The sequence below is a fragment of the Streptococcus sp. 3.1 genome (assembly GCF_016648915.1).
GTDB lineage: Bacteria > Bacillota > Bacilli > Lactobacillales > Streptococcaceae > Streptococcus > Streptococcus salivarius_E.
On the sequence record NZ_JACLQV010000001.1, the window covers coordinates 13,826 to 34,735 of the forward strand.

Consider the following 20,910-nt stretch of genomic DNA (forward strand, 5'->3'; position numbering starts at 1 on the left):
CTCCACAAATATTATCTTTGATTTATCAATTATCCTGAAAAGAGAGGACCTGGGTAAAATGATGGTCACAACTACGAGTCTCAAGATTTACTTTTGGATAGCGATTAAGTATATCTGCGACCTTAGACAAACCAAGTCCTCGGCCTTCACCTTTGCTAGAAACCCCTTCATCAAAAATCCTTGACACAGGAATACGTTCTTCTCTGGTTGTATTATCAATAACCAAGATAAGATAACCTTGATTTTTAAAGAAGGATATGGTTAAAGTAGGATTTTCAGAATCCACTGCCGACTCAATAGCATTGTTTAAGAAGACAGAAGAAATCACAACCAAATCTAAGGCCTCTATCTGAGTTGACGATATAACATCTGGTAACTCCAAATTGACCTTAATTCCTAAGTTCTCTGCCTCAAGCACTTTAGCAGAAAAGAGACTCTTGAGAGACGTGATTTCTAAGTTAATCAAACGTGACAATTCATAATTTGACAAAGTTAAGCTATTTCCAGATTTCTCTAAAAGCTCTGCATACTCTTGTTTCAAAGCAGGTAAGTCTCGACGTTGGATACTAACCTCCATTGTCTTAAGTCCTTCAAGATAATCCTTCTTCACCTGAGAAATATCATTATAGAGATTTTCTAAACGGTGGCTATATTCCTCTAAACTTTCCTCATGTCTAGCCATTTCTTCGGCCAACTGGTTTTTCACTCTTCTCTTAGAATAGATATTAAGCTGAGCAAAGAGCAAAATAAAGAGAATGGAGTAAACAATCGTAATACTGCCTGCTAAATAAATAAAGAGGCCTGTGTAAGGAAAGATGTTACTGGCATAGAAAATAATTAAAGATAAAACAATATAAGCCAGAGTAACCCCAACCAATAAGCGTTGCCTAACTTGGTAAGTATGGTTATTTCCCATAACATTGAGAGCACCAAAGTCAATAAAGAATACTTTGACAATCAGATGAAAAATTGGGTAAATCAAGAGATAAGACAAAGCAATAAGTACTGGGGTGTCCTTGACCTGTAAATAATTAATTTGAAAAATCCATGGGAAAAAGTAAAGTTGAAGCAGTTTCGAGGTGACTTCAACAAAAACCCACGGCAAAAAGGTGAAAAGAAAAGAATTCTTTTCACTACTTGATATTTTATTTAAGAAAAGATAGCAGAACAAAAGTGCTAAGAGCGACCCTGTAATGCCTCCAACAAATAGAGAGAGCAAGAGACTCCCTGCGATAAACCAGCATTTACTCTTCCAAGTTTTGAGCAAACCTGACATATCGTGACTAACAATTAAAATAGCCAATAGACGTAGAACCGTAAATAAAACGATCATCTCTAGACTCCCCCCTTCCTTTCAAAATCAACCTACTTTATTGTAACATAAATATATAATTTAGCGTCACTCCTATTAGAAAAAGCTAAAAATATAAAGCTATTTTTTCCTGATTCAGAACAATCTAACATCAGACGACCCCACATATCCCTTACTCTTCATAAACATAAAAAAGAGCTTAGAAAAACTAAGCTCTTTAACTGACTCATTACCTCTTTTTATGGGTACATGCCAATAACGTAGTAGAAATACCAACCAAATCTTCTCATAATGCTCACTCCTCCCTAATTTTTATTACCAATCTATTATAAAACTAATTTAAAGTTTTGAAAATGATGATATGATTACGAAATATCATCATTATATTACAAATGCAGTCTTATCAATAATCATATAATCATTGACACATCACTTATGTGCATTCGAAAACCCAACAATTGTTGGGTTTGTTTTTATAGCGTTGCAAGAACTTGATCAATATGTTTGATTGATTTTTCACGACCGAGCAAGAAAATAGTGTCTGGCAATTCTGGACCGTGCATTTCTCCTGAAACAGCAATACGGATTGGCATGAAAAGGTTTTTCCCTTTGATTCCTGTTTCTTTTTGAACAGCCTTAATCTGAGGGAAAATGTTTTCAACAACAAACTCATCATCAGACATAGCTTCGAGTTTGGCTTTAAAAGCCTCAAGTACTGTTGGTACTGTTTCACCAGCCATAACTTCTTTTTCAGCCTCTGTCAATTCTGGAAAATCTTCAAAGAAGAGATCTGTAAGAGGGACAATTTCTTCCGCAGCTGTCATTTGTGGTTTGTAGAGCTCCACTAATTTTTCAGCTTTATCTGTTAAACGACCAGCTTCTTCCAAGAAAGGTTTGCAAAGAGCAAAGACTTTATCGAAATCTGCATTCTTAATGTAGTCGTTACTCATCCAATCCAATTTCTTCTGATCAAAGGCCGCCGGTGACTTGCTTAGACGGTTTTCATCAAAAAGTTTAATGAGTTCTTCACGAGAAAAGATTTCGTCTTCACCGCCAGGATTCCAACCAAGAAGAGCAATGAAGTTAAAGACTGCTTCTGGAAGGTAACCTTTTTTACGATAGTCTTCGATAAACTGAAGGGTGTTAGTATCACGTTTAGACAACTTCTTACCAGTTTCAGAATTGATGATAAGGGTCATGTGTCCAAACTCAGGTGCTTCCCAGCCAAGAGCTTCATAAACCATGAGTTGTTTTGGTGTATTGGCAATATGGTCATCTCCACGGATAACGTGTGAGATTTGCATATCGTGGTCATCAACAACTACCGCAAAGTTGTAAGTTGGGTAACCATCTTTCTTCTGGATAACCCAATCACCACCGATATTACCACCTTCAAATTCGATATCTCCCTTAACGATATCATGCCATTTATAAATTCCTGACTCATTAACTGCCAAACGAACTGTAGGTACAACACCTGCCGCTTCACGTTCTGCGATATAGGCAGCTTTTTCTTCTTCAGTCATACCAAGGAACTCGTTAATGTAACGAGGAGTTTCACCTGCCGCTTCTTGACGTTCGCGCTCCGCAGCCAACTCTTCTTCAGTTACATATGACTTATAGGCTTTACCTTCTGCCAAAAGTTGATCAATATATTTTTGGTAAAGTGGCAAACGCTCTGATTGACGATAGTTTTCGTGTGTTTCAGGACTTTCATCCCAGTCAATTCCCAACCAACGCAAGTTATCAAGCTGTGAACGCTCACCATCTTCAACGTGACGTTTACGGTCAGTATCTTCAATACGGATAATGAATGTACCACCATGATGACGTGCATAAAGGTAGTTAAACAATGCTGTACGAGCATTACCAATGTGTAGAAGCCCTGTTGGACTTGGTGCGTAACGAACGCGGATATCTTTAGCCAAGATAAATCTCCTTTTTATGTTTCATTCTTCAGTCTTTGGATACCTATTAAGCCTAAAGTCCTTCCCTTTGGAACAACCTTAAGACGATAAGTACCAGTAGGCAACTCTATCCCCCAAACTTTCCAAATAAAAATCTAGAAGCGAGTACCAATCTTTTTTATTATATCACAATCTAGGGGTGGTTCGAGAAATTTTGTCAAAAAAACGACTACCTAAAGGTAGACGTTTTCGATAGATTACTTAACGTGTTTGGCAAGATCTTTTTGAGCTTTGTCATTAGATTTTGCTCTTTCTTTAAGCCAATCTTTATAAGCTGAGTCGTATTGTTTCTTAGTTACAATATCATCTTGAGATTTAAGATACTTGAAGTAGTATGTAGAACCTTTATCACCGGCTTGAGCATATGCTCCTGAGAATGGCTTAATACGAGAAATTACAGCGGCTGCTCCGTTATAAGTAGTCGTTGGAAGATAGAGGGCACTATCTGTCAACCATGCCTGAGCTTTTGCATATTTTTCATAACGAGCCGTCAAGTCTGTTGTTTCCTTAGAAGCATCATCAACCAATTGGTCATATTCTTTAAGACCTACTTTTTGAACCGCTTGACTATTTGGATCGTCATAGCCCATGAAAGATTTAGTATTTTCACTATTTGTAGTCTTCAAGACATCAAGATAAGTTGATGGATCAAGGTAATCAGGCTCCCAAGCCACACCTACTGACAAGTCCCAATCCTCTGCAGCTGCATTTGAAGCAGAGTAGGTAATATTATAGAAATCATCAGTTGACAATTGGTGAAGATCAAGTACAACATTATCTTTTCCAAGAGCGGATTCAATAGATTGTTTAAGTGACTGCACTTGATTCACAAAGATTTTATTTGACTGATTGACAGGAACATCCAAATGGATTGGGAACTGAACCCCTTCTGCTTGAAGAGCTTCTTTAGCTTTAGCAAATTCAGCCTTAGCTTTTTCTGGATTATAAAGACCATCTTGACTATCTGCAAGATTCACACCAGACCACTCATCACCATAGCTTGGTAATTGATCCATTACCATAGTTCCGAAATCTTTACCATCTGCTTGAACAAAGTCTGGTTTAACATAGATATTACGAACGGCAGTACTACCACCCTCTTTACCGTTAAGTTGTGCAGCATAATTCGTACGGTCAATAGCAAAACCTAATGCTTGACGGAAATCTTTGTTAAGAAGAGCTGTCTTAGTTGATGTCTTTTGCTGGTCATTTTCTTTAGATGTATGACCATAAGTTTGACGATCGATATTAATACCGACACCTTCTACAGCTGCTCCAGGTTGTGTATAGAAAATATTGTCTTTGTACTGTTTTTCAACTTTAGAATAGTTTGAACTAGTTGGGTATAGACGAGCTAAGTTATAGACTCCATCTGTGAAGTTACGTTCCAAGGATTCTTGGTCTGTACCATCATCATAAGTCAATTTAACTGTATCAAAGTAGACATTATCCTTATCCCAATAGTTTTCATTCTTGGTGAACTCAATAGATGATTTCGTTGTCAAAGATTTAAGAAGGTATGGACCGTTATAGAGAATAGAAGTCGGATCTGTTGACTTACCAAAGTCTTTACCTTTAGATTTCAAGAATTCTCCATTAACAGGCCAAGTAACAGAGTAGGTCAATTTTGAATTCCAATAAGGTTCTGGTTGACTAAGCGTATATTGCAAGGTGTAATCATCAATAGCCTTGATACCTACATTTGAAAAGTCCTTGTTGGCACCTGAAAGGTAATCATTCAAGCCCTTAACTGAGTTTTGTAGCAAATAAATCGCTTCAGAATTTGTATCCGCAGCATGCTTAAGTCCTGTCACAAAGTCTTTAGCTGTTACATTGGCATATTCTTCGCCGTCTGAAGTGTACCATTTGATATCCTTACGAATCTTGTAAGTATAGGTCAAACCATCTTGAGAAACAGACCAGTTTTCAGCGACAGAAGGTTTTAGATTCCCGTATTGATCATTTTCAAACAAACCATCAACACCGTTACTAACGGCTGTCGTCATATTTTTCTTATTTGTAGAAACATAGTCTAGGGTTGCAGGATCGCCACCGTAGACATAATTATAAGTCTTACCAGACGTCTTACTTGATGACGAGCAAGCCGTTAAAACACCTACAGATAACAGGCCTACGGCTGCCAGTAAAAATACCTTACTCTTTTTCATTCATTGCCTCCTTAAATTTGCAACGTAAAAAATTCAAAAATCAATAATTATGTGTATACGTTTAAATTATACCATAAATTCGAAAAAGCAACACTACTTTCTGAATATTTTTTATTTTCTACTCAAATTTCGTGTTTAGAGCAAGAAAAAAGCCTATCCGAAGATAGGCCCTTTACTACTCTTACAATGAGTTAGGATCAACTTTGATACCAGCACCTTGTGTAGTAGTAATTGAAAGGTTTGTGATGTAAGCACCTTTCGCTGTAGCTGGTTTAGCTTTTTGGATTGCATCGTTAAATGCTTTGAAGTTTTCAACCAATTTTTCAGTTTCGAATGAAACTTTACCGATGATAGCTTGTACGTTACCTGCTTTATCAGCACGGTAAGTGATTTTACCACCTTTAGACTCTTCAACTGCTTTAGCAACGTCCATAGTTACTGTACCAGTTTTAGGGTTTGGCATCAAGTTACGTGGTCCAAGGACACGTCCAAGACGACCAACGATTGCCATCATGTCTGGTGTTGCAACAACAACGTCAAAGTCAAGCCATCCACCGTTGATTTTAGCAACGAGTTCGTCTTCACCAACGAAGTCAGCACCTGCTGCTTTAGCTTCTTCAGCTTTAGCACCACGAGCAAATACAAGAACGCGTTGAGTTTTACCAGTACCGTTTGGCAATACCATTGCTCCACGGATTTGTTGGTCAGCTTTCTTAACGTCGATGTTAAGGTTGTATGATACTTCAACAGTAGCATCAAATTTTGCGAAGTTAGTTTCTTGTGCAAGAGCTACAGCTTCTTCTACGCTGTAAGCTTTTGTGCTGTCGATTTTCTCAAGAGCAGCACGCATTTGTTTGCTTTTTTTAGCCATGTTAATTATTTCTCCTTGTGTAATGTGGTCATAACGACTTTCATCTTCCACGTCACTCAGCGAAGTGAGACGACGTCTGTGGTTTTCTTGTTAACTGAATTAGTCAGTAACAGTGAATCCCATTGAACGTGCAGTACCTTCGATCATACGCATAGCTGATTCGATGTTTGCAGCGTTCAAGTCAGGCATTTTAGTTTCAGCAATTTCTTGTACTTGTGCACGAGTTACTGAAGCAACTTTAACTGAGTTTGGAGTACCTGAACCTTTTTCAACACCTGCAGCTTTTTTCAAAAGAACAGCAGCTGGTGGTGTTTTAGTGATGAAATCAAATGATTTATCTTCATACACAGAGATAACAACTGGGATGATCATACCAGCTTGGTCAGCTGTACGAGCGTTAAACTCTTTAGTGAATCCCATGATGTTGATTCCGGCTTGACCAAGAGCTGGTCCAACTGGTGGAGCTGGAGTCGCTTTACCAGCAGGAATCTGAAGTTTTACGATGTTTTCGACTTTTTTAGCCATTTTGTAATTTCCTCCTATTGTGGTTTTGGCGGTAAGTAAGTTTTGTTACCTCCCACAAGTATGTTTTTACATACCTTATCTATTATACAGAAATTCTTTTTAGATGCAAGAATTTCTTATTAAGTTTAGGAAAAAATTTACATAAAGGGCTTTTCGAGGTAAAATAGACTTATGATTCTATATAAATTCTTTGCTATAGCATTTTTGATTCTAACACCTATCTTTGCTTTTATTATCCACCGCTTCTTCAGTTTAAAATACCTCGGGCTTAATTTTGCTGACCTTACCTTCCCTCTTTATTTTATTGAGATAGTTGCTGTGTCAGCCCGTTTCTTTACCCATAGCTTTTTGCCTTACATCACCATTTTATTATCCTTGGCGGCTATCATTATCACGATTCAGATGCTAAGAAAAACACAATCCTTCAAGTTTAAACGTTTTCTTAAGTTATTCTGGCGTATCAGCTTTTTTATCACCAGTCTTTTCTATTTAGGGACTGTGATTCTCATTTTTATCGTTTCTTAAAAACCAGCTTAACTCAGCAAATTTATTTTGTGCTGAGTTTTTTTATATCCAACCATGAAAAAAGCAGGCAACCATGCCTGCTTAACTTTTCGGTATTAGGGGTGAACTTGAGTCATTCGGCCAGTATCTACATCATAAACCGCACCGGAGATGATAACATCCTCAGGGATAAGCGGTGACTGACGAAGAATGGCCATATCTTCACGAACACTCTCTTCCACATCTGTGAATGGAAGAAAATCTTGATCAGAAACATCAACACCAAGTTCTTTATTGAGATAGGCGGTAAACTCATCGTTCTTAAAGGTCTGAGCACCACAATCTGTATGGTGAAGAACTACGATTTCTCGTGTCCCCATCTGTTGTTGAGAAATGACCAAAGAACGAATCATATCTTCCGTCACACGACCACCCGCATTACGCAAAATATGAGCGTCACCTAGGGCCAACCCCAAGGCCTGAGCAACGTGAAGGCGTGAATCCATACAAGTCACAATAGCCACCTTAGTCTTTGGTTTCAAGGGAAGATGGGCTGTCCCGTGGAGGTCAACATAGGCTTTGTTGGCATTGAGAAAGTTTTCAAAATAAGACATAATAACTCACTTTCTAATGAAGAAAATAATTTGACTATCAAATTATTTACACACTATCTTATCATCTTTTTATTAACTTGTCAGCTATTGAGTCCGCAACATAAAAAAGGAGAATAAATGCTAACAAGCATCCATCCTCCTTCAATTTATATTATGAACGTTTTGGCAAGTATCTATTAAGCAAGCCTGCAAAGGTTTGAAGATTGAGACTTTGAACATAAATTTCACCTGTTCCTCTAAAGGTATTAACAACACCCTCTCCTGTCCCAATAGACTGCCAGAAACCATTTTCCAGGTGAATATTATAATCAAGTGTCTGACTCCAGGCAACGACATGAGCATTATCAATAGTCACTTCTTGATTGTTTAGCTCAATTTTTTTAATAGAGCCGTAAGCATTTGCCAAGAGAGTTCCTTGGCCTTGGGTAGTCATTACAAAGAAACCACCCTGACCACCAAAAAGAGCCTTACCAACAGACTGGAGCTCCATTGTATAGTAAGCTGTGCCATCAAGTGCTAGAAAGGCACCGTCGTTGAGTCGGTACTGTTTTTCACCTAAATAAAGTGGAATCACTTGACCTGGAGAATCAGGGGCCAAGGCTATATAGCCATTATTGGACTGCGAGACAACCTGAGTAATAAAGCTACTTTCGCCCGAAACCATTGAACGCCCAACTGCTTTTACAAAGCGACCTAAACCTGATCCACTGGCATTTAATTTGGTACTCAGTGTCACATTCGGTGTGTGATATACCATACTGCCACGCTGGATAAAGACTGTTTCACCTTGATTAAGAGATAACTCTACTAAAGGGAACTGCATGTTGCTGTCTGTAAAAAATTGCATAATAAATACCTCCCTATTCTTAAGAAAAGTATAGCATCGAACAGGTATTTTTGCAAGCGCTTCCAAATTCTGGCTTTGAGGCATTTTTTTAAGAAAAAACTTTTTTGAGTACTTCTCCTACCGTCGTGACCCCAATGATCTGGATACCTTCTGGAATCTTCATGCCATGAAGCGAATTTTTAGGAGCATAAATCTTAGTAAAACCTAATTTAGCAGCCTCATTAATACGCTGTTCAATGCGAGTTACTCGGCGAATCTCTCCAGTCAACCCAATTTCTCCTATGAAAGCTTCTTGTGGATTGGTTGGAAGCTCCTTGTAACTAGAAGCAATCGCAACGGCTACAGCAAGGTCAATAGCTGGCTCGTCCAATTTGACACCACCAGCCGATTTGAGATAGGCATCTTGATTTTGGAGAAGAAGGCCACAACGTTTCTCTAAAACAGCCATAATGAGGCTGACACGGTTAAAGTCCAGTCCCGTCGTTGTCCGCTTGGCATTACCAAAGACGGTTGGTGTCACCAAGGCTTGAACTTCAGCTAAGATAGGTCTGCTACCTTCCATTGTCACAACAATGGCAGAACCTGTGGCACCGTCTAGGCGTTCCTCTAAGAAAACCTGGCTAGGGTTTAGCACTTCTACCAAACCACCAGACTGCATCTCAAAAATCCCAATCTCATTGGTTGAACCAAAACGGTTTTTGACTGCTCGTAAAATACGGAAGGTGTGATGACGTTCCCCCTCAAAATAGAGTACCGTATCTACCATGTGTTCCAACATACGTGGTCCAGCCAGCTGTCCCTCCTTGGTCACATGCCCAACAATAAATGTGGCAATGTTATTGGTTTTGGCAATCTGCATGAGTTCAGCAGTGACTTCACGAACCTGAGATACAGAACCTTGAACGCCAGAAATCTCTGGACTCATGATGGTCTGAATAGAGTCGATAATGAGGAAATCGGGTTTTATGACCTCTACTTGACTGCGAACGGCTTGCATATTGGTCTCAGCATACAGATAAAATTCGTTATCAATATCACCTAAACGTTCACTCCGCAATTTGATTTGCTCGGCAGATTCTTCTCCAGATACATAGAGGACCGTACCCTTGTTAGCCAGTTGCGTTGACACCTGTAAGAGGAGGGTTGATTTCCCTATTCCTGGATCTCCTCCAATAAGAACCAAACTACCCGGAACCACACCGCCACCTAAAACACGGTTAAACTCATCCATGTCAGTCTTTATGCGAGCATAATTGATTGAGGATACTTCTTTTAATTTAGTTGGTTTAGACTTTTCACCCGTCAAACTGACACGGGCATTTTTCACCTCCTGCACCTCAACCTCTTCTTCAAAAGAGGACCAAGAAGAACAGTTGGGACAGCGCCCTAGATATTTGGGTGAATTGTAGCCACATTCTCGACAAACAAAAGTTGATTTTTTCTTTGCTATGATAATTCTCCTTATACGATTACTCCGACAGAATGCCACTTATGCAATGTTTTTTTAAATTTCTTCTGGTTGGCAACTCCGACAGCGGACAAATCGACAGAAACCTGATAATTCTCCTTGACAGCTGCCAAAACGGAAGCCTTAACACAGCCATTGCCATCTACCCCTATAAACTCTATGCTTTTAGCACCGTCTCCCTCTAAAAAATCTTTTAAATCTGGATTAGTAAAGCAAGAAGCCCGACGCTTCTCAAAGATACGAGAAGATACAAGCAGCAAGCCGGTCGCAAATTTCTTCTTTCTATCTTTTCTCTCCCAGAAAAAACGATTGAGAATATAGATAACCCGGTCGCTGGGATAGCTAGCAATTTTGTCATTTACAGCTGCAGTCAGTTCTTCATGATATGCTTTTCCTACAGCAACATAATCTGACTGCATATCTACAACTAATAAATAGTCTGCCATATTCTTTCTCTATTTCCCTGTCGATCCGAAACCACCTGTACGAACACCGTCAGCTTCATCTCCATCTACAATTAAGAAGGGCATAAAGACACCTTGAACGATGCGTTCGCCGACTTCAAGAGTCACGGGCTGATCAGTAATATTTTTCATCTGGGCGAAGATGTGACCCTCATTCCCTGGATTTCCATAGTAATCGCCATCAATAACCCCCACAGAGTTGATCAAGACCAGACCTTTTTTGCGAGGATTAGAAGAACGATCATAAAGATAAAGCACCTCACCCGCTTGCATATAAGCCTTGACCCCAGTTGGGACGAGGACGATTTCTCCTGGTGCAATCACTGTGCGCTCTGCCACCTTTAAGTCGTAACCAGCTGCATGGGCTGTCTCCCGTTTTGGAAGCAAGTCCTGATTGGTATAGGTTGATACAAGTTCAAATCCACGAATTTTTGTCATTATTTTTCCTTTCGATACATCTATAAATTAATTCTTGTAAAACTAGCCATGCTAGCTTCAGACTTTTAAATCTATCCTATTATAATCTATTCGAAATAAGATGACAAAGGTAATAGTCTAATCACTTTCTCATTAAACGAAGATTGACTTTTAACCAGGAAAACGCTAACATAATAATAGATATAATACTTTTAAGGAGAATTGTCATGAAATTCATCGGACTTGTTGGTACGAATTCAAAACGTTCAACTAATAGACAATTATTGCAATATATTCAGAAACATTTTGCAGATAAGGCAGACATCGAACTTGTTGAAATCAAAGACCTCCCTGTCTTTAACAAACCCGCTAACAAACAATTGCCAGAAAGTGTCCTTGAAATCGTTAAAAAAATCGATGAGGCTGATGGGGTTATTATTGGAACACCTGAGTATGACCACTCAATTCCAGCTGTTCTCATGAATGCTTTAGCTTGGGTCTCATACGGTGTTTTCCCTCTTTTGAATAAGCCTGTTATGATTACAGGAGCATCTTATGGAACTCTAGGAGCTTCTCGTGCACAGCTACAACTTCGTCAAATTTTGAATGCTCCAGAAATCAAAGCTAACGTGCTTCCAGACGAATTCTTGCTTTCACATTCCCTTCAAGCTTTTGATAGCAACGGCGATTTAGTTGACCTCGATGTCATCAAAAAATTAGATGCTATTTTCGATGACTTCCGTCTCTACGTCAAAATTACTGGTAAACTCTCACATGCTACAGAGTTGCTACATAAAGAAGCTGAAGACTTCGACTGGGAAAGCCTATAAGACAGGAGAATATAAACTATGAAATTTGTTGGACTCGTTGGAGCAAATTATGATCAATCATATAACCGTAAACTGCTCGAATTTATCAGAAGACATTTTAAAATTAAATTTGAACTTGAAGTTTTGGAAATTGATGAAGTTCCTATGTTTAACCAAGATGAAAAATGGGATGAAAGTTTCCAACTTCGCTTACTTAATAACAAAATTACACGCGCTGACGGTGTCATCATTGCAACACCTGAGCACAATCACACTATCTCTGCAGCACTTAAATCAGTATTAGAGTGGCTATCATTCGAAGTGCACCCTTTTGAAAACAAGCCTGTAATGATTGTTGGTGCTTCTTACTACGACCAAGGAACTTCACGTGCCCAAGTGCATTTGCGTAAAATCCTTGAAGCACCTGGTGTTAATGCTTATACACTTCCAGGTAATGAATTCTTGCTTGGAAAGGCTAAAGAAGCTTTTGACCTTGAGGGGAACATTACCAACGAAGGTACTATTAATTTCCTTGAACAATGCTTAGACAATTTCATCCAATATGTAGGAGTGGTTTCTAAATTGAAAAAACCAAAACCAATTGAACCTGAAGACTTGGATTGTAACAACCCAATCGCTACAACTGTTACCGAAGTTGATCCTGACGATCCAGAGTGGGTAGAAAAAGTAGCTGAAATCACTGGTGCGGTATCTGGTGATACCTACGTGAAATTGGACCACGGTATTTTGACGGTTAATCAAATTGACATGTTCCTCAAGGCTATGCCATTTGAATTGACCTATGCCGATGATAACAACCAGTTCCTCTACTACAATAACGCCCATCAAGATCCTGATACTATGTTCGCCAAACGTGTACCGCCTCAATCTGGTAGCCGTATGTCAACTGTTCACGGCTCACTTCCACCAGCTCGTATGAAAAATGTGGAATGGGTTATCGGTACACTTCGTAATGGTAACCAAGAATATGTTCGTACGATTGTTCCAGGGTCACCTGAAGGAGTTATCAATACGCATAACTATCAGGCTATGTACTATGATGATGGTTCTTATGCAGGAATCAATGAAATCGTCTTTAACTTTAAACCATGGCTTGACTGGTATCTCGAAACAACTGGTCAACGCCTTGTCGGAGGAAGCGGTCCTTTTGCACCAGCTGCAGCTAGTCATGGCGGTAGCGATGCCACATCTGGTGCATCAGATGCGGGTGGTCATGGTGGCGACGCAGCCCCAGCCGCAGATGCCACATCTGGAGCATCCTCATATTAAGACTTGGAAAAGTTGGGACAACTGTCCTGACTTTTTTTCATGGTCATCCTAGATTAAGTTTCACTCGAGCTTGCGCATTCGCCATGCTCCATGCCACATATTTTAGAGGTAAACCTATGTCTCAATTTCAAGAAAAAGTATTCGCTGCTTGTGCTAAAAAAGAAGCTCTCTTTGACGAAAGTCTGGGGCGCTATGCCTTGCGTTCTATGCTTGCAGGAGCTTATCTTACCATGTCGACTGCTGTAGGAATTATTGGTGCGGATGTTATCGCTACAGGTATTCCAGCCCTTTCTCGTTTTGTTTTTGCCTTTATCTTTGCCATCGGACTGGTCTTCGTTCTCATATTCAATGGAGAGTTGGCTACTTCAAACATGATGTTCCTGACCAGTGGTGCCTATTATGGTAAAATCAAATGGAGCAAGGTGTGTACCATCCTCCTCTACTGTACCTTCTTTAATTTTGTCGGTGCCCTTATCTTGGCCTGGTTCTTCAACCAATCCTTCTCTTTCCAACATTTGACTGACAAGAGTTTCTTAGTTACTGCTGTCTCAACCAAGCTTGGAAAAACAGATTGGATGAACTTTACAGAAGGTATTACAGCGAATATGTTCGTTAATATTGCCATCTTGGGCTACATGCTCCTCAAAGAAGAATCTGCTAAGATTTTCATTGCGCTATCAGCTATCTTCATGTTTGTATTTTTAATTAATGAACACTTGATTGCTAACTTTGCCTCTTTCATGTTGCTCGGTTTCAACGGTGTGCGTGACGCTGTGGATAATTTCACTTTGGCAAATATTCTACGTCAGTGGATAGTCGTTTTCTTCGGAAACTGGATTGGCGGAGGTATTTTCATTGGTTTGGCATACTCTTGGCTCAATAAAACTAAAACACCTCACATTGATTAGGAGACCTCATGCGTCAAAAGACATTCATCAAACAAACCAGTCTAGCTATTCTACTCTATTTTATTTGCCTAGCCTTTGCAGTTGCCATTGATTTAATCTTTTTCAAAGTCAAAAATATGTATCATACGCCTGCTTTAGCGGCTATCTTTGCAGGCTGGGTCTACTTGGGGCTTATCAGAAAAACTAAACAATTTGGAGCTATTACCTGTCTGGGTATCTTTATGTCCCTCTTCTTCTTTGCCTCTGGGCACTTTGTTCTAGCCTTTCTTCCTAGCTTTTTAGCTGGCCTTGTCGCTGATTTTCTAGCTAAGAAAGGGAACTATGAGAATAATAAACTTAATCTACTCTCCTATATGATCTTTTCTCTAGGAAACTTAGCACCCATTATCACCATGTGGCTTGCGCCCAAAGCTTATATCGCACAACTCCTGGCCAAAGGGAAAACTCAAGATTATGTCAATCAAGTTATGGTTCCCTTTACAGGCAGTCATATCTTAATCCTGATTGGAGGAACGCTCATGGCTGCCCTCATTGGAGGCTACATTGCCCAAAATTGGCTGAAAAAATAAATGGCCGTCAGCCTTCCTAACAGAGAGTACAAGACAAACATGCTTTTCTTATGTTATAATGAGAAAGAATACAGTCTTTTTCTACTTTGTTAGAAAGGACCTAAAGGGAGACCTAATGATGAAAAAACAAAAAATCGCTGTCTTGGGCCCTGGTTCATGGGGAACTGCCCTTGCTCAGGTACTCAACGACAACGGACACGAGGTCCGTATTTGGGGAAACATCCCTGAACAAATTGATGAAATTAACGAGAAACACACCAACACCCGCTACTTTAAGGATGTGGTTTTGGATGAAAACATTAAAGCCTACAAGGAACTGTCTGAAGCCCTAGATAGTGTCGACGCTGTTCTCTTTGTTGTTCCAACCAAGGTTACTCGCTTAGTTGCTAAACAAGTTGCCGAACTTTTGGACCACAAAGTCGTTGTCATGCATGCTTCAAAAGGATTGGAACCCGGAACACACGAACGTCTTTCAACAATCCTTGAAGAAGAGATTCCTGAGGAACTTCGCAGTGACATTGTTGTCGTATCTGGTCCAAGCCACGCTGAAGAAACTATCGTTCGCGATATCACTTTGATTACAGCAGCATCTAAGGATCTTGAAGTGGCACGCTATGTCCAAGGCATTTTCAGTAATAACTACTTCCGCCTCTACACCAATTCAGATGTGATTGGTGTTGAAACAGCTGGTGCTCTTAAAAACATTATCGCGGTAGGTGCAGGTGCCCTCCACGGTATGGGATATGGGGACAATGCTAAGGCAGCCGTTATTACTCGTGGACTTGCAGAAATTACTCGTCTTGGTGTGAAACTCGGTGCCGATCCTTTGACTTACAGCGGTCTATCTGGGGTTGGTGACCTTATTGTTACAGGAACTTCTATCCATTCACGTAACTGGCGTGCTGGGGATGCGCTCGGTCGTGGAGAAAAACTAGAAAACATTGAACGTAACATGGGAATGGTTATCGAAGGTATTTCAACCACAAAGGTTGCCTACGAAATCGCCCAAGAACTCGGTGTCTACATGCCAATTACAACAGCAATCTACAAATCTATCTATGAGGGTGCTGATATCAAGGAATCTATTCTCAATATGATGTCCAATGAATTGCGCTCTGAAAATGAATGGGATAAAAAATAAAAATCTAAGGAGTTCTCATGAAGAATCAAAAAGTTAGAAAAGCTATCATCCCCGCTGCAGGACTCGGGACACGCTTTTTACCAGCTACTAAGGCCTTGGCCAAAGAAATGTTGCCAATCGTTGACAAGCCAACCATCCAATTTATCGTTGAAGAAGCCCTCAAATCAGGTATTGAAGATATCTTGGTGGTTACTGGTAAGTCAAAACGTTCTATCGAAGACCACTTTGATTCAAACTTCGAGTTAGAATACAACTTGGAACAAAAAGGTAAGACAGACTTGTTGAAATTGGTTAATGACACCACTGCTATCAACCTCCACTTTATCCGTCAAAGCCATCCGCGTGGTCTTGGAGATGCAGTTCTTCAAGCCAAAGCATTTGTCGGAAATGAGCCATTCGTTGTCATGCTTGGTGACGACCTCATGGATATCACTAATGACAAAGCAGTACCTTTGACTAAGCAGCTCATTAACGACTATGAGGAAACACATGCATCAACCATTGCAGTTATGCCTGTACCTCACGAAGAAGTTTCTTCATATGGTGTCATCGCCCCTCAAGGCAAAGGCGAAAATGGACGTTATAGCGTTGAAACTTTCGTTGAAAAACCAAATCCAGAAGATGCACCAAGTGATCTTGCTATCATCGGACGTTACCTTCTAACACCTGAAATTTTCGGTATTTTGGAAACTCAAAAACCAGGTGCTGGAAACGAAGTCCAACTGACTGATGCCATCGATACACTTAACAAGACACAACGCGTCTTTGCTCGCGAATTTACTGGAAACCGTTATGATGTCGGTGACAAATTCGGATTCATGAAAACGTCTATCGATTACGCACTTAAACATCCTCAAGTTAAAGATGACCTCAAGCAATACCTCATTGACTTGGGCCACAAACTTGAAGGCAAACCAGCTAAAAAAGACTAATATAAAAACCATCGAACCTGACATTCGATGGTTTTTTCATATGACTTAAAAATAAGTGAATCCTAGAAGAATCAGCAATAGTAAAATGTAGGTTAAAAGGGCTGTAGAACGCCAACCTTTACTAAATAAGCGACTTTCAACCTTGTTGGCCAAAAAGATAGCTGCAAGAGCACCTCCAACTAAACCACCGAGATGGCCTGTAATCCCAACACTAGGTGTAAAAAGGTTGAAGATTAAGTTAATAACAATCAAAACCAAATAATTACGGCCTAACTGATTAAGCAAGGGGCTGTGACTGTAATAACCAAGAATCACAACAGCCGCAAAAAGTCCAAACAAGGATGTCGAAGCACCAGCTGCAATAACATTAGGCGTAAAAAGTAAGGTAAAGGCATTTCCCATAACACCAGCTAACAAATAAAGCCCTAGAAAACGTGGAGTCCCAAAAATCTGCTCAGCCATTTTCCCCATAAAGTAAAGAGCAAGCATATTAAATAGAAAATGCTCAACACCTATATGCACAAAAATTGGTGTTACAAGACGCCAGAGGTTCAAGGGACTGTATTGAACGAAGGAACCATACATAGCTCCCATCTTAAAAAGGCTCAAAGGCGAAGTCGCTTGAAAGCCGTTTAAAAGATATTGACAGATAAAAGTCAACGTCGTAAGCCCCAACAATAGATAGGTTGCTGGGTATTTTTTCCACTCATTTACTGGCATGTGACGACCTCCTTAACAGGAATATCATAGCTGTCTGGTTGAAAATCATGTTTCTGGCAAGGATAAACCGTACTAACTGTATCCCCTTCAAAATCAGACAAATAGCGGTCATAGTAACCTGCTCCGTAACCAATACGATAGCCTTCATCATTGAAAACTACTCCTGGCACATGAATCAAATCAATCTCTGATTTTTCCACAGCCAAATCAGACGCAGGTTCCATCAAGCCAAAAGAGGTTGCAACAAGATTATCTGGATCATAATCCACAAAAATCATTCGACCTTGTTTATATGTTTTAGGAATCAAAAGTCGTTTACCATCCTTTAAAGCCTGATTGATTAAAAGACTGGTGTCATATTCATGAGGAAAAGACAAATAAGTCGCAATCACCTGAGCCTTTTTATAAGCAGGTAAGGCAATCAATTGCTCCAAAAGATGTTTATCTATCTTAGCCTTAGTCTCAGGTTCTTGTGAAGTTAATTGAGCCAAGACTGTTTTTCTAAGTTCATTTTTCATAGGTTTATCATATCAAAAAATCTACCAAAAGTCAGACTTGGTAGATTTTTTAGCTTTATCGACTCTGATTAGGCTTCTGCCTTGTGTTTAAGGAATTTTCCAATTTCAGCCACTGCAAAAGCGAGGGCATCTTCGTTTGGACTCATCTTAGGATGGTGAAGTGCATATGGCGTGTCGATTCCCAACCAGAACATGACACCAGGAACTTTACTAAGCAAATAACCAAAATCCTCTCCAGTCATAGCCGGTGGACAATCAATCAGGTTAACTTCTGGGCTAGCATCAAAGAAGGCCATCAACTCTTTAGCCAAGGCTGGATTATTTTCCACAGGAAGATAACCACCTTGTTTCAACATGATATCCACTTCCATACCAAAGCTAGCTGCTACACCTTCTGCAATCTGGCGCACGCGCTTCTGGATAAGGAGACTCATTTCCTGAGTAAGGGTACGAATAGTTCCATAAACCTCTGCAGTTTCAGCGATAACATTATTAGTCGTTCCTGCATGGAAAGAACCAAAGGTAACTACCCCACCCTGAATAGGGTCAACATTACGACTGACAATCGTTTGCACTTGAGTAATAAAGTAAGAAGCTGCTACAAGAGCATCATTGGCCTCATGTGGAAAGGCCGCATGTCCACCTTTCCCCTTGAAAGTAACAAGGACTTCACAAGTCCCAGCAAAAAGGGTACTTGTGTTAGTCGCAATATCACCTACCTTGAAATCTGGGCGGACGTGGAGGCCATAGAACTCATCTGGCAACCAATCTCCAAAGGCACCATCTTCATACATAAGCATACCACCAGCTTCATTTTCTTCAGCTGGTTGGAAGAGGAAGAGCATGTTATTTTTAGGCTGTACTTGAAGCATCTGGTCCAAAAGACCAAGTGCTGTGGTCATGTGCATATCGTGTCCACAAGCATGCATACGACCTTCATGAGTAGACTTAAAGTCAAGATCTGTTTCCTCTACGATTGGGAGGCCATCAATATCTGTACGCCAACCAATGGTTTTTTCAGGAGCATGCCCGTGAAGATAGACAAGAATTCCTGTACGCCAAGAACGTTGCTCCACAAAGTCCTTCCCTTCAGTCATTTCAGCAATACGTTCTAAGAGATAGGCCTGAGTTTTAAATTCTTCCAAACCAATTTCGGGAATTTGGTGAAGGTCTCGTCTGATTTTGATTAAATCAAGTGTCATGTTTTTGTCCTTTTTATTTATATTTATTTTATAGAGAATCTAGAAATAGAGGCCTTACAGGCCTCTACTATCAATATGTTACAAGTTACGCAAAGCGTCTTCGAGTGCTGTTTTTTGTTGTGTTTTTTCATCGATTTCCTTGATGATACGAGCTGGAACACCAGCTACAACCACATTTTCAGGAACATCTTGAGTAACGATAGCTCCAGCAGCAACGACTGAACCGTTACCAACTTGAACACCTTCAATAACAACAGCATTAGCACCAACAAGAACGTTGTCACCGATACGAACTGGGTCTGCTGAAGCTGGTTCAATCACACCAGCAAGGACCGCACCCGCACCGATGTGGCTGTTTTTACCAACAGTAGCACGACCACCAAGGATTGCTCCCATATCAATCATAGTACCAGCACCGATTTCAGCACCGATGTTGATAACAGCACCCATCATAACAACAGCATTATCTTCGATAGTTACTTGGTCACGGATAATAGCGCCTGGTTCGATACGCGCATTAAGGTGACGCTTATCAAGCAATGGAACAGCTGAGTTACGGCCATCTTGTTCCACAACATAGTCCTTGTTTTCAGTCAAGTTTACAAGAAGTGGTTCGATATCTTTCCAGTCTCCAAAAAGAACATTACCAAGCTTAGTGACAGAAGCTGGAACAGCGGTTGCCAATTCCCCTTCAAAAGTTACTTTAACATTCGTTTTCTTTTCAGCATTACCGATAAAAGCGATAATTTCTTGTGCAGACATTTTTTGTGCAGTCATGAGATTCTCCATTCACATAAAGTTAGGAATTATTATACCAAAAATTCTGATAATTGTCTTTGCTTTTGCCAAATAGAGTGTATTTTTATGTAAAATTTGTCTTTAGAGCCTCTATGTCAGTAATCACTCGATCTGGTTTGATTGGGGAATTCTCCAACTCTCGACGAGAATAAGGGAAGGTATTCAGCAAGATACCATCGATCCCAACTGCCTCAGCCACAGCAATATCAGTCGTCAGGTCATTTCCCACCATGACAGTCTCAGATGGCTTTAACCCATAATCATCCAAAACTTGCTTCAAAAATTCAGGTTGAGGCTTACAGATACCCACATCCGAAGACAGGTAAATGGCATCAAAGTAAGGTCTTAACTCCATTAAGTCAATCTCAGCATTAGTAAAGGCTGCTTGAGCATTAGACAAGAGATAGAGACGACAGCCCTGCTCTTTTAGAAAGGTCAAAACCTCCTTGGTATGCGGATAAGCTAACAACTGCTTACGAGATAAGACGCGAAATACCATAGCTATCAGTTGGCCCCAATCTTCTGGCTGATTATGGCAACTAGACTGAGACCGACCATCTACATAAAGCTGGTTGAAAATGTGAGCTAAATCAACTTCTGGATAAGTAACTCCTTTAATCTCTATTAACTCCTTACGAGTCTGAGCCACATGCTTAGCATAAGATTTTTTAAGACCTTCACCCTTATAATCCGCCCCATAAGCTTGGTAAAGTTGGGCTAATTTATCCCATAACATAGGATCCTTCTCATCGGTTAGGATATCAACCAAGGTACCATAAAAATCAAATATGTAGTTCTTATAGGCTCTATTTTTCATCACTTTTTACCCATTACTGAAACTTTCTTACTTATTGGTCCCATCATAC

The 20,910-nt window shown here is 40.0% G+C and carries 22 protein-coding genes; 7 read left to right on the forward strand and 15 right to left on the reverse strand.

The features are described 5' to 3' along the window. Positions 1 to 25: 25 nt before the first annotated feature. The 5 genes from H7U02_RS00070 to rplK form a co-directional block, all read right to left on the reverse strand. On the reverse strand, positions 26 to 1,333 hold the full coding sequence (locus H7U02_RS00070; RefSeq protein ID WP_037600068.1) for a GHKL domain-containing protein: 1,308 nt from the start codon (positions 1,331 to 1,333) through the stop codon (positions 26 to 28). 452 nt (positions 1,334 to 1,785) lie between these two features. Beyond that, entirely contained in the window at positions 1,786 to 3,240 is a 1,455-nt protein-coding gene (gene gltX / locus H7U02_RS00075; protein ID WP_073950622.1) for a glutamate--tRNA ligase, read from the reverse strand. A gap of 236 nt (positions 3,241 to 3,476) precedes the next feature. Then, a complete protein-coding gene (locus tag H7U02_RS00080; protein WP_110980824.1) occupies positions 3,477 to 5,447 on the reverse strand; it encodes a peptide ABC transporter substrate-binding protein in 1,971 nt (656 codons plus the stop codon). Positions 5,448 to 5,628: 181 nt separating this feature from the next. Next, the gene (gene rplA / locus H7U02_RS00085; RefSeq protein ID WP_037598508.1) at positions 5,629 to 6,318 is read right to left on the reverse strand and encodes a 50S ribosomal protein L1; all 690 of its coding nucleotides are present in this window, start codon (positions 6,316 to 6,318) and stop codon (positions 5,629 to 5,631) included. 99 nt (positions 6,319 to 6,417) lie between these two features. Beyond that, complete coding sequence (rplK, locus tag H7U02_RS00090; protein WP_002885648.1) at positions 6,418 to 6,843, reverse strand: 50S ribosomal protein L11; 426 nt, start codon at positions 6,841 to 6,843, stop codon at positions 6,418 to 6,420. 171 nt (positions 6,844 to 7,014) lie between these two features. Here rplK and H7U02_RS00095 point away from each other — a divergent pair, with 171 nt between their 5' ends. Beyond that, positions 7,015 to 7,368, forward strand: a complete 354-nt coding sequence (locus tag H7U02_RS00095; protein ID WP_037600084.1) for a DUF3397 domain-containing protein — start codon at positions 7,015 to 7,017, stop codon at positions 7,366 to 7,368. A gap of 95 nt (positions 7,369 to 7,463) precedes the next feature. Here H7U02_RS00095 and H7U02_RS00100 read toward each other — a convergent pair whose 3' ends face one another. The 5 genes from H7U02_RS00100 to H7U02_RS00120 all read right to left on the reverse strand — a co-directional run bounded on the left by H7U02_RS00100 (position 7,464) and on the right by H7U02_RS00120 (position 11,178). Further along, a complete protein-coding gene (locus tag H7U02_RS00100) occupies positions 7,464 to 7,961 on the reverse strand; it encodes a beta-class carbonic anhydrase (protein ID WP_002885818.1) in 498 nt (165 codons plus the stop codon). Between the two features lie 151 nt (positions 7,962 to 8,112). After that, the gene (locus H7U02_RS00105) at positions 8,113 to 8,808 is read right to left on the reverse strand and encodes a TIGR00266 family protein (protein WP_037598509.1); all 696 of its coding nucleotides are present in this window, start codon (positions 8,806 to 8,808) and stop codon (positions 8,113 to 8,115) included. Positions 8,809 to 8,896: 88 nt separating this feature from the next. Further along, positions 8,897 to 10,258 (reverse strand): DNA repair protein RadA, encoded by a 1,362-nt coding sequence (gene radA, locus H7U02_RS00110; protein WP_110980829.1) that lies wholly within the window; start codon positions 10,256 to 10,258, stop codon positions 8,897 to 8,899. Between the two features lie 11 nt (positions 10,259 to 10,269). Then, positions 10,270 to 10,722 (reverse strand): isochorismatase family protein, encoded by a 453-nt coding sequence (locus H7U02_RS00115; RefSeq protein ID WP_110980830.1) that lies wholly within the window; start codon positions 10,720 to 10,722, stop codon positions 10,270 to 10,272. A gap of 9 nt (positions 10,723 to 10,731) precedes the next feature. Continuing rightward, positions 10,732 to 11,178 (reverse strand): dUTP diphosphatase, encoded by a 447-nt coding sequence (locus H7U02_RS00120; protein ID WP_002886985.1) that lies wholly within the window; start codon positions 11,176 to 11,178, stop codon positions 10,732 to 10,734. A gap of 206 nt (positions 11,179 to 11,384) precedes the next feature. Here H7U02_RS00120 and H7U02_RS00125 point away from each other — a divergent pair, with 206 nt between their 5' ends. The 6 genes from H7U02_RS00125 to galU all read left to right on the forward strand — a co-directional run bounded on the left by H7U02_RS00125 (position 11,385) and on the right by galU (position 16,806). Beyond that, positions 11,385 to 11,987 (forward strand): NADPH-dependent FMN reductase, encoded by a 603-nt coding sequence (locus tag H7U02_RS00125; RefSeq protein ID WP_002886986.1) that lies wholly within the window; start codon positions 11,385 to 11,387, stop codon positions 11,985 to 11,987. A gap of 18 nt (positions 11,988 to 12,005) precedes the next feature. After that, entirely contained in the window at positions 12,006 to 13,256 is a 1,251-nt protein-coding gene (locus tag H7U02_RS00130) for an NAD(P)H-dependent oxidoreductase (RefSeq protein WP_002885631.1), read from the forward strand. A gap of 116 nt (positions 13,257 to 13,372) precedes the next feature. Continuing rightward, a complete protein-coding gene (locus H7U02_RS00135; RefSeq protein ID WP_014635096.1) occupies positions 13,373 to 14,164 on the forward strand; it encodes a formate/nitrite transporter family protein in 792 nt (263 codons plus the stop codon). A gap of 8 nt (positions 14,165 to 14,172) precedes the next feature. Next, entirely contained in the window at positions 14,173 to 14,733 is a 561-nt protein-coding gene (locus H7U02_RS00140) for an MptD family putative ECF transporter S component (RefSeq protein ID WP_037600087.1), read from the forward strand. Between the two features lie 118 nt (positions 14,734 to 14,851). Then, positions 14,852 to 15,874 (forward strand): NAD(P)H-dependent glycerol-3-phosphate dehydrogenase, encoded by a 1,023-nt coding sequence (locus H7U02_RS00145; protein ID WP_060971571.1) that lies wholly within the window; start codon positions 14,852 to 14,854, stop codon positions 15,872 to 15,874. Positions 15,875 to 15,891: 17 nt separating this feature from the next. Next, a complete protein-coding gene (gene galU, locus H7U02_RS00150) occupies positions 15,892 to 16,806 on the forward strand; it encodes a UTP--glucose-1-phosphate uridylyltransferase GalU (protein WP_002891986.1) in 915 nt (304 codons plus the stop codon). Between the two features lie 45 nt (positions 16,807 to 16,851). On the opposite strand, the gene H7U02_RS00155 is transcribed toward galU, so the two are convergent. From H7U02_RS00155 to H7U02_RS00175, 5 genes are all read right to left on the reverse strand, one after another. After that, positions 16,852 to 17,526 carry a rhomboid family intramembrane serine protease gene (locus H7U02_RS00155; protein ID WP_073689930.1) on the reverse strand — a complete coding sequence of 225 codons (675 nt, stop codon included), beginning with the start codon at positions 17,524 to 17,526 and terminating at the stop codon, positions 16,852 to 16,854. Further along, positions 17,517 to 18,044 carry a 5-formyltetrahydrofolate cyclo-ligase gene (locus tag H7U02_RS00160; RefSeq protein ID WP_073689931.1) on the reverse strand — a complete coding sequence of 176 codons (528 nt, stop codon included), beginning with the start codon at positions 18,042 to 18,044 and terminating at the stop codon, positions 17,517 to 17,519. Before H7U02_RS00160 ends, H7U02_RS00155 begins: the two co-directional genes overlap by 10 nt. Positions 18,045 to 18,112: 68 nt before the next feature. Next, positions 18,113 to 19,246, reverse strand: coding sequence for an N-acetyldiaminopimelate deacetylase (locus H7U02_RS00165; protein ID WP_037601504.1), 1,134 nt, complete (start codon positions 19,244 to 19,246; stop codon positions 18,113 to 18,115). A gap of 78 nt (positions 19,247 to 19,324) precedes the next feature. Then, positions 19,325 to 20,023: a 2,3,4,5-tetrahydropyridine-2,6-dicarboxylate N-acetyltransferase gene (gene dapD, locus H7U02_RS00170; RefSeq protein ID WP_037598512.1), complete on the reverse strand. Its 699-nt coding sequence runs from the start codon at positions 20,021 to 20,023 to the stop codon at positions 19,325 to 19,327. 85 nt (positions 20,024 to 20,108) lie between these two features. After that, positions 20,109 to 20,861, reverse strand: a complete 753-nt coding sequence (locus H7U02_RS00175; protein WP_073689932.1) for an HAD family hydrolase — start codon at positions 20,859 to 20,861, stop codon at positions 20,109 to 20,111. Positions 20,862 to 20,910 lie beyond the last annotated feature (49 nt).

What these genes read in the sequence shown, in the direction of transcription:
- H7U02_RS00120 (WP_002886985.1), bottom strand. Translation starts at nt 11,178, where the DNA reads ATGACAAAAATTCGTGGATTTGAACTTGTATCAACCTATACCAATCAG.
- H7U02_RS00095 (WP_037600084.1), top strand. Translation starts at nt 7,015, where the DNA reads ATGATTCTATATAAATTCTTTGCTATAGCATTTTTGATTCTAACACCT.
- H7U02_RS00175 (WP_073689932.1), bottom strand. Translation starts at nt 20,861, where the DNA reads ATGAAAAATAGAGCCTATAAGAACTACATATTTGATTTTTATGGTACC.
- H7U02_RS00100 (WP_002885818.1), bottom strand. Translation starts at nt 7,961, where the DNA reads ATGTCTTATTTTGAAAACTTTCTCAATGCCAACAAAGCCTATGTTGAC.
- rplA (WP_037598508.1), bottom strand. Translation starts at nt 6,318, where the DNA reads ATGGCTAAAAAAAGCAAACAAATGCGTGCTGCTCTTGAGAAAATCGAC.
- H7U02_RS00130 (WP_002885631.1), top strand. Translation starts at nt 12,006, where the DNA reads ATGAAATTTGTTGGACTCGTTGGAGCAAATTATGATCAATCATATAAC.
- H7U02_RS00155 (WP_073689930.1), bottom strand. Translation starts at nt 17,526, where the DNA reads ATGCCAGTAAATGAGTGGAAAAAATACCCAGCAACCTATCTATTGTTG.
- H7U02_RS00080 (WP_110980824.1), bottom strand. Translation starts at nt 5,447, where the DNA reads ATGAAAAAGAGTAAGGTATTTTTACTGGCAGCCGTAGGCCTGTTATCT.
- H7U02_RS00105 (WP_037598509.1), bottom strand. Translation starts at nt 8,808, where the DNA reads ATGCAATTTTTTACAGACAGCAACATGCAGTTCCCTTTAGTAGAGTTA.
- H7U02_RS00115 (WP_110980830.1), bottom strand. Translation starts at nt 10,722, where the DNA reads ATGGCAGACTATTTATTAGTTGTAGATATGCAGTCAGATTATGTTGCT.
- H7U02_RS00145 (WP_060971571.1), top strand. Translation starts at nt 14,852, where the DNA reads ATGAAAAAACAAAAAATCGCTGTCTTGGGCCCTGGTTCATGGGGAACT.
- galU (WP_002891986.1), top strand. Translation starts at nt 15,892, where the DNA reads ATGAAGAATCAAAAAGTTAGAAAAGCTATCATCCCCGCTGCAGGACTC.
- H7U02_RS00165 (WP_037601504.1), bottom strand. Translation starts at nt 19,246, where the DNA reads ATGACACTTGATTTAATCAAAATCAGACGAGACCTTCACCAAATTCCC.
- H7U02_RS00160 (WP_073689931.1), bottom strand. Translation starts at nt 18,044, where the DNA reads ATGAAAAATGAACTTAGAAAAACAGTCTTGGCTCAATTAACTTCACAA.
- H7U02_RS00140 (WP_037600087.1), top strand. Translation starts at nt 14,173, where the DNA reads ATGCGTCAAAAGACATTCATCAAACAAACCAGTCTAGCTATTCTACTC.
- dapD (WP_037598512.1), bottom strand. Translation starts at nt 20,023, where the DNA reads ATGACTGCACAAAAAATGTCTGCACAAGAAATTATCGCTTTTATCGGT.
- H7U02_RS00135 (WP_014635096.1), top strand. Translation starts at nt 13,373, where the DNA reads ATGTCTCAATTTCAAGAAAAAGTATTCGCTGCTTGTGCTAAAAAAGAA.
- rplK (WP_002885648.1), bottom strand. Translation starts at nt 6,843, where the DNA reads ATGGCTAAAAAAGTCGAAAACATCGTAAAACTTCAGATTCCTGCTGGT.
- H7U02_RS00125 (WP_002886986.1), top strand. Translation starts at nt 11,385, where the DNA reads ATGAAATTCATCGGACTTGTTGGTACGAATTCAAAACGTTCAACTAAT.
- H7U02_RS00070 (WP_037600068.1), bottom strand. Translation starts at nt 1,333, where the DNA reads ATGATCGTTTTATTTACGGTTCTACGTCTATTGGCTATTTTAATTGTT.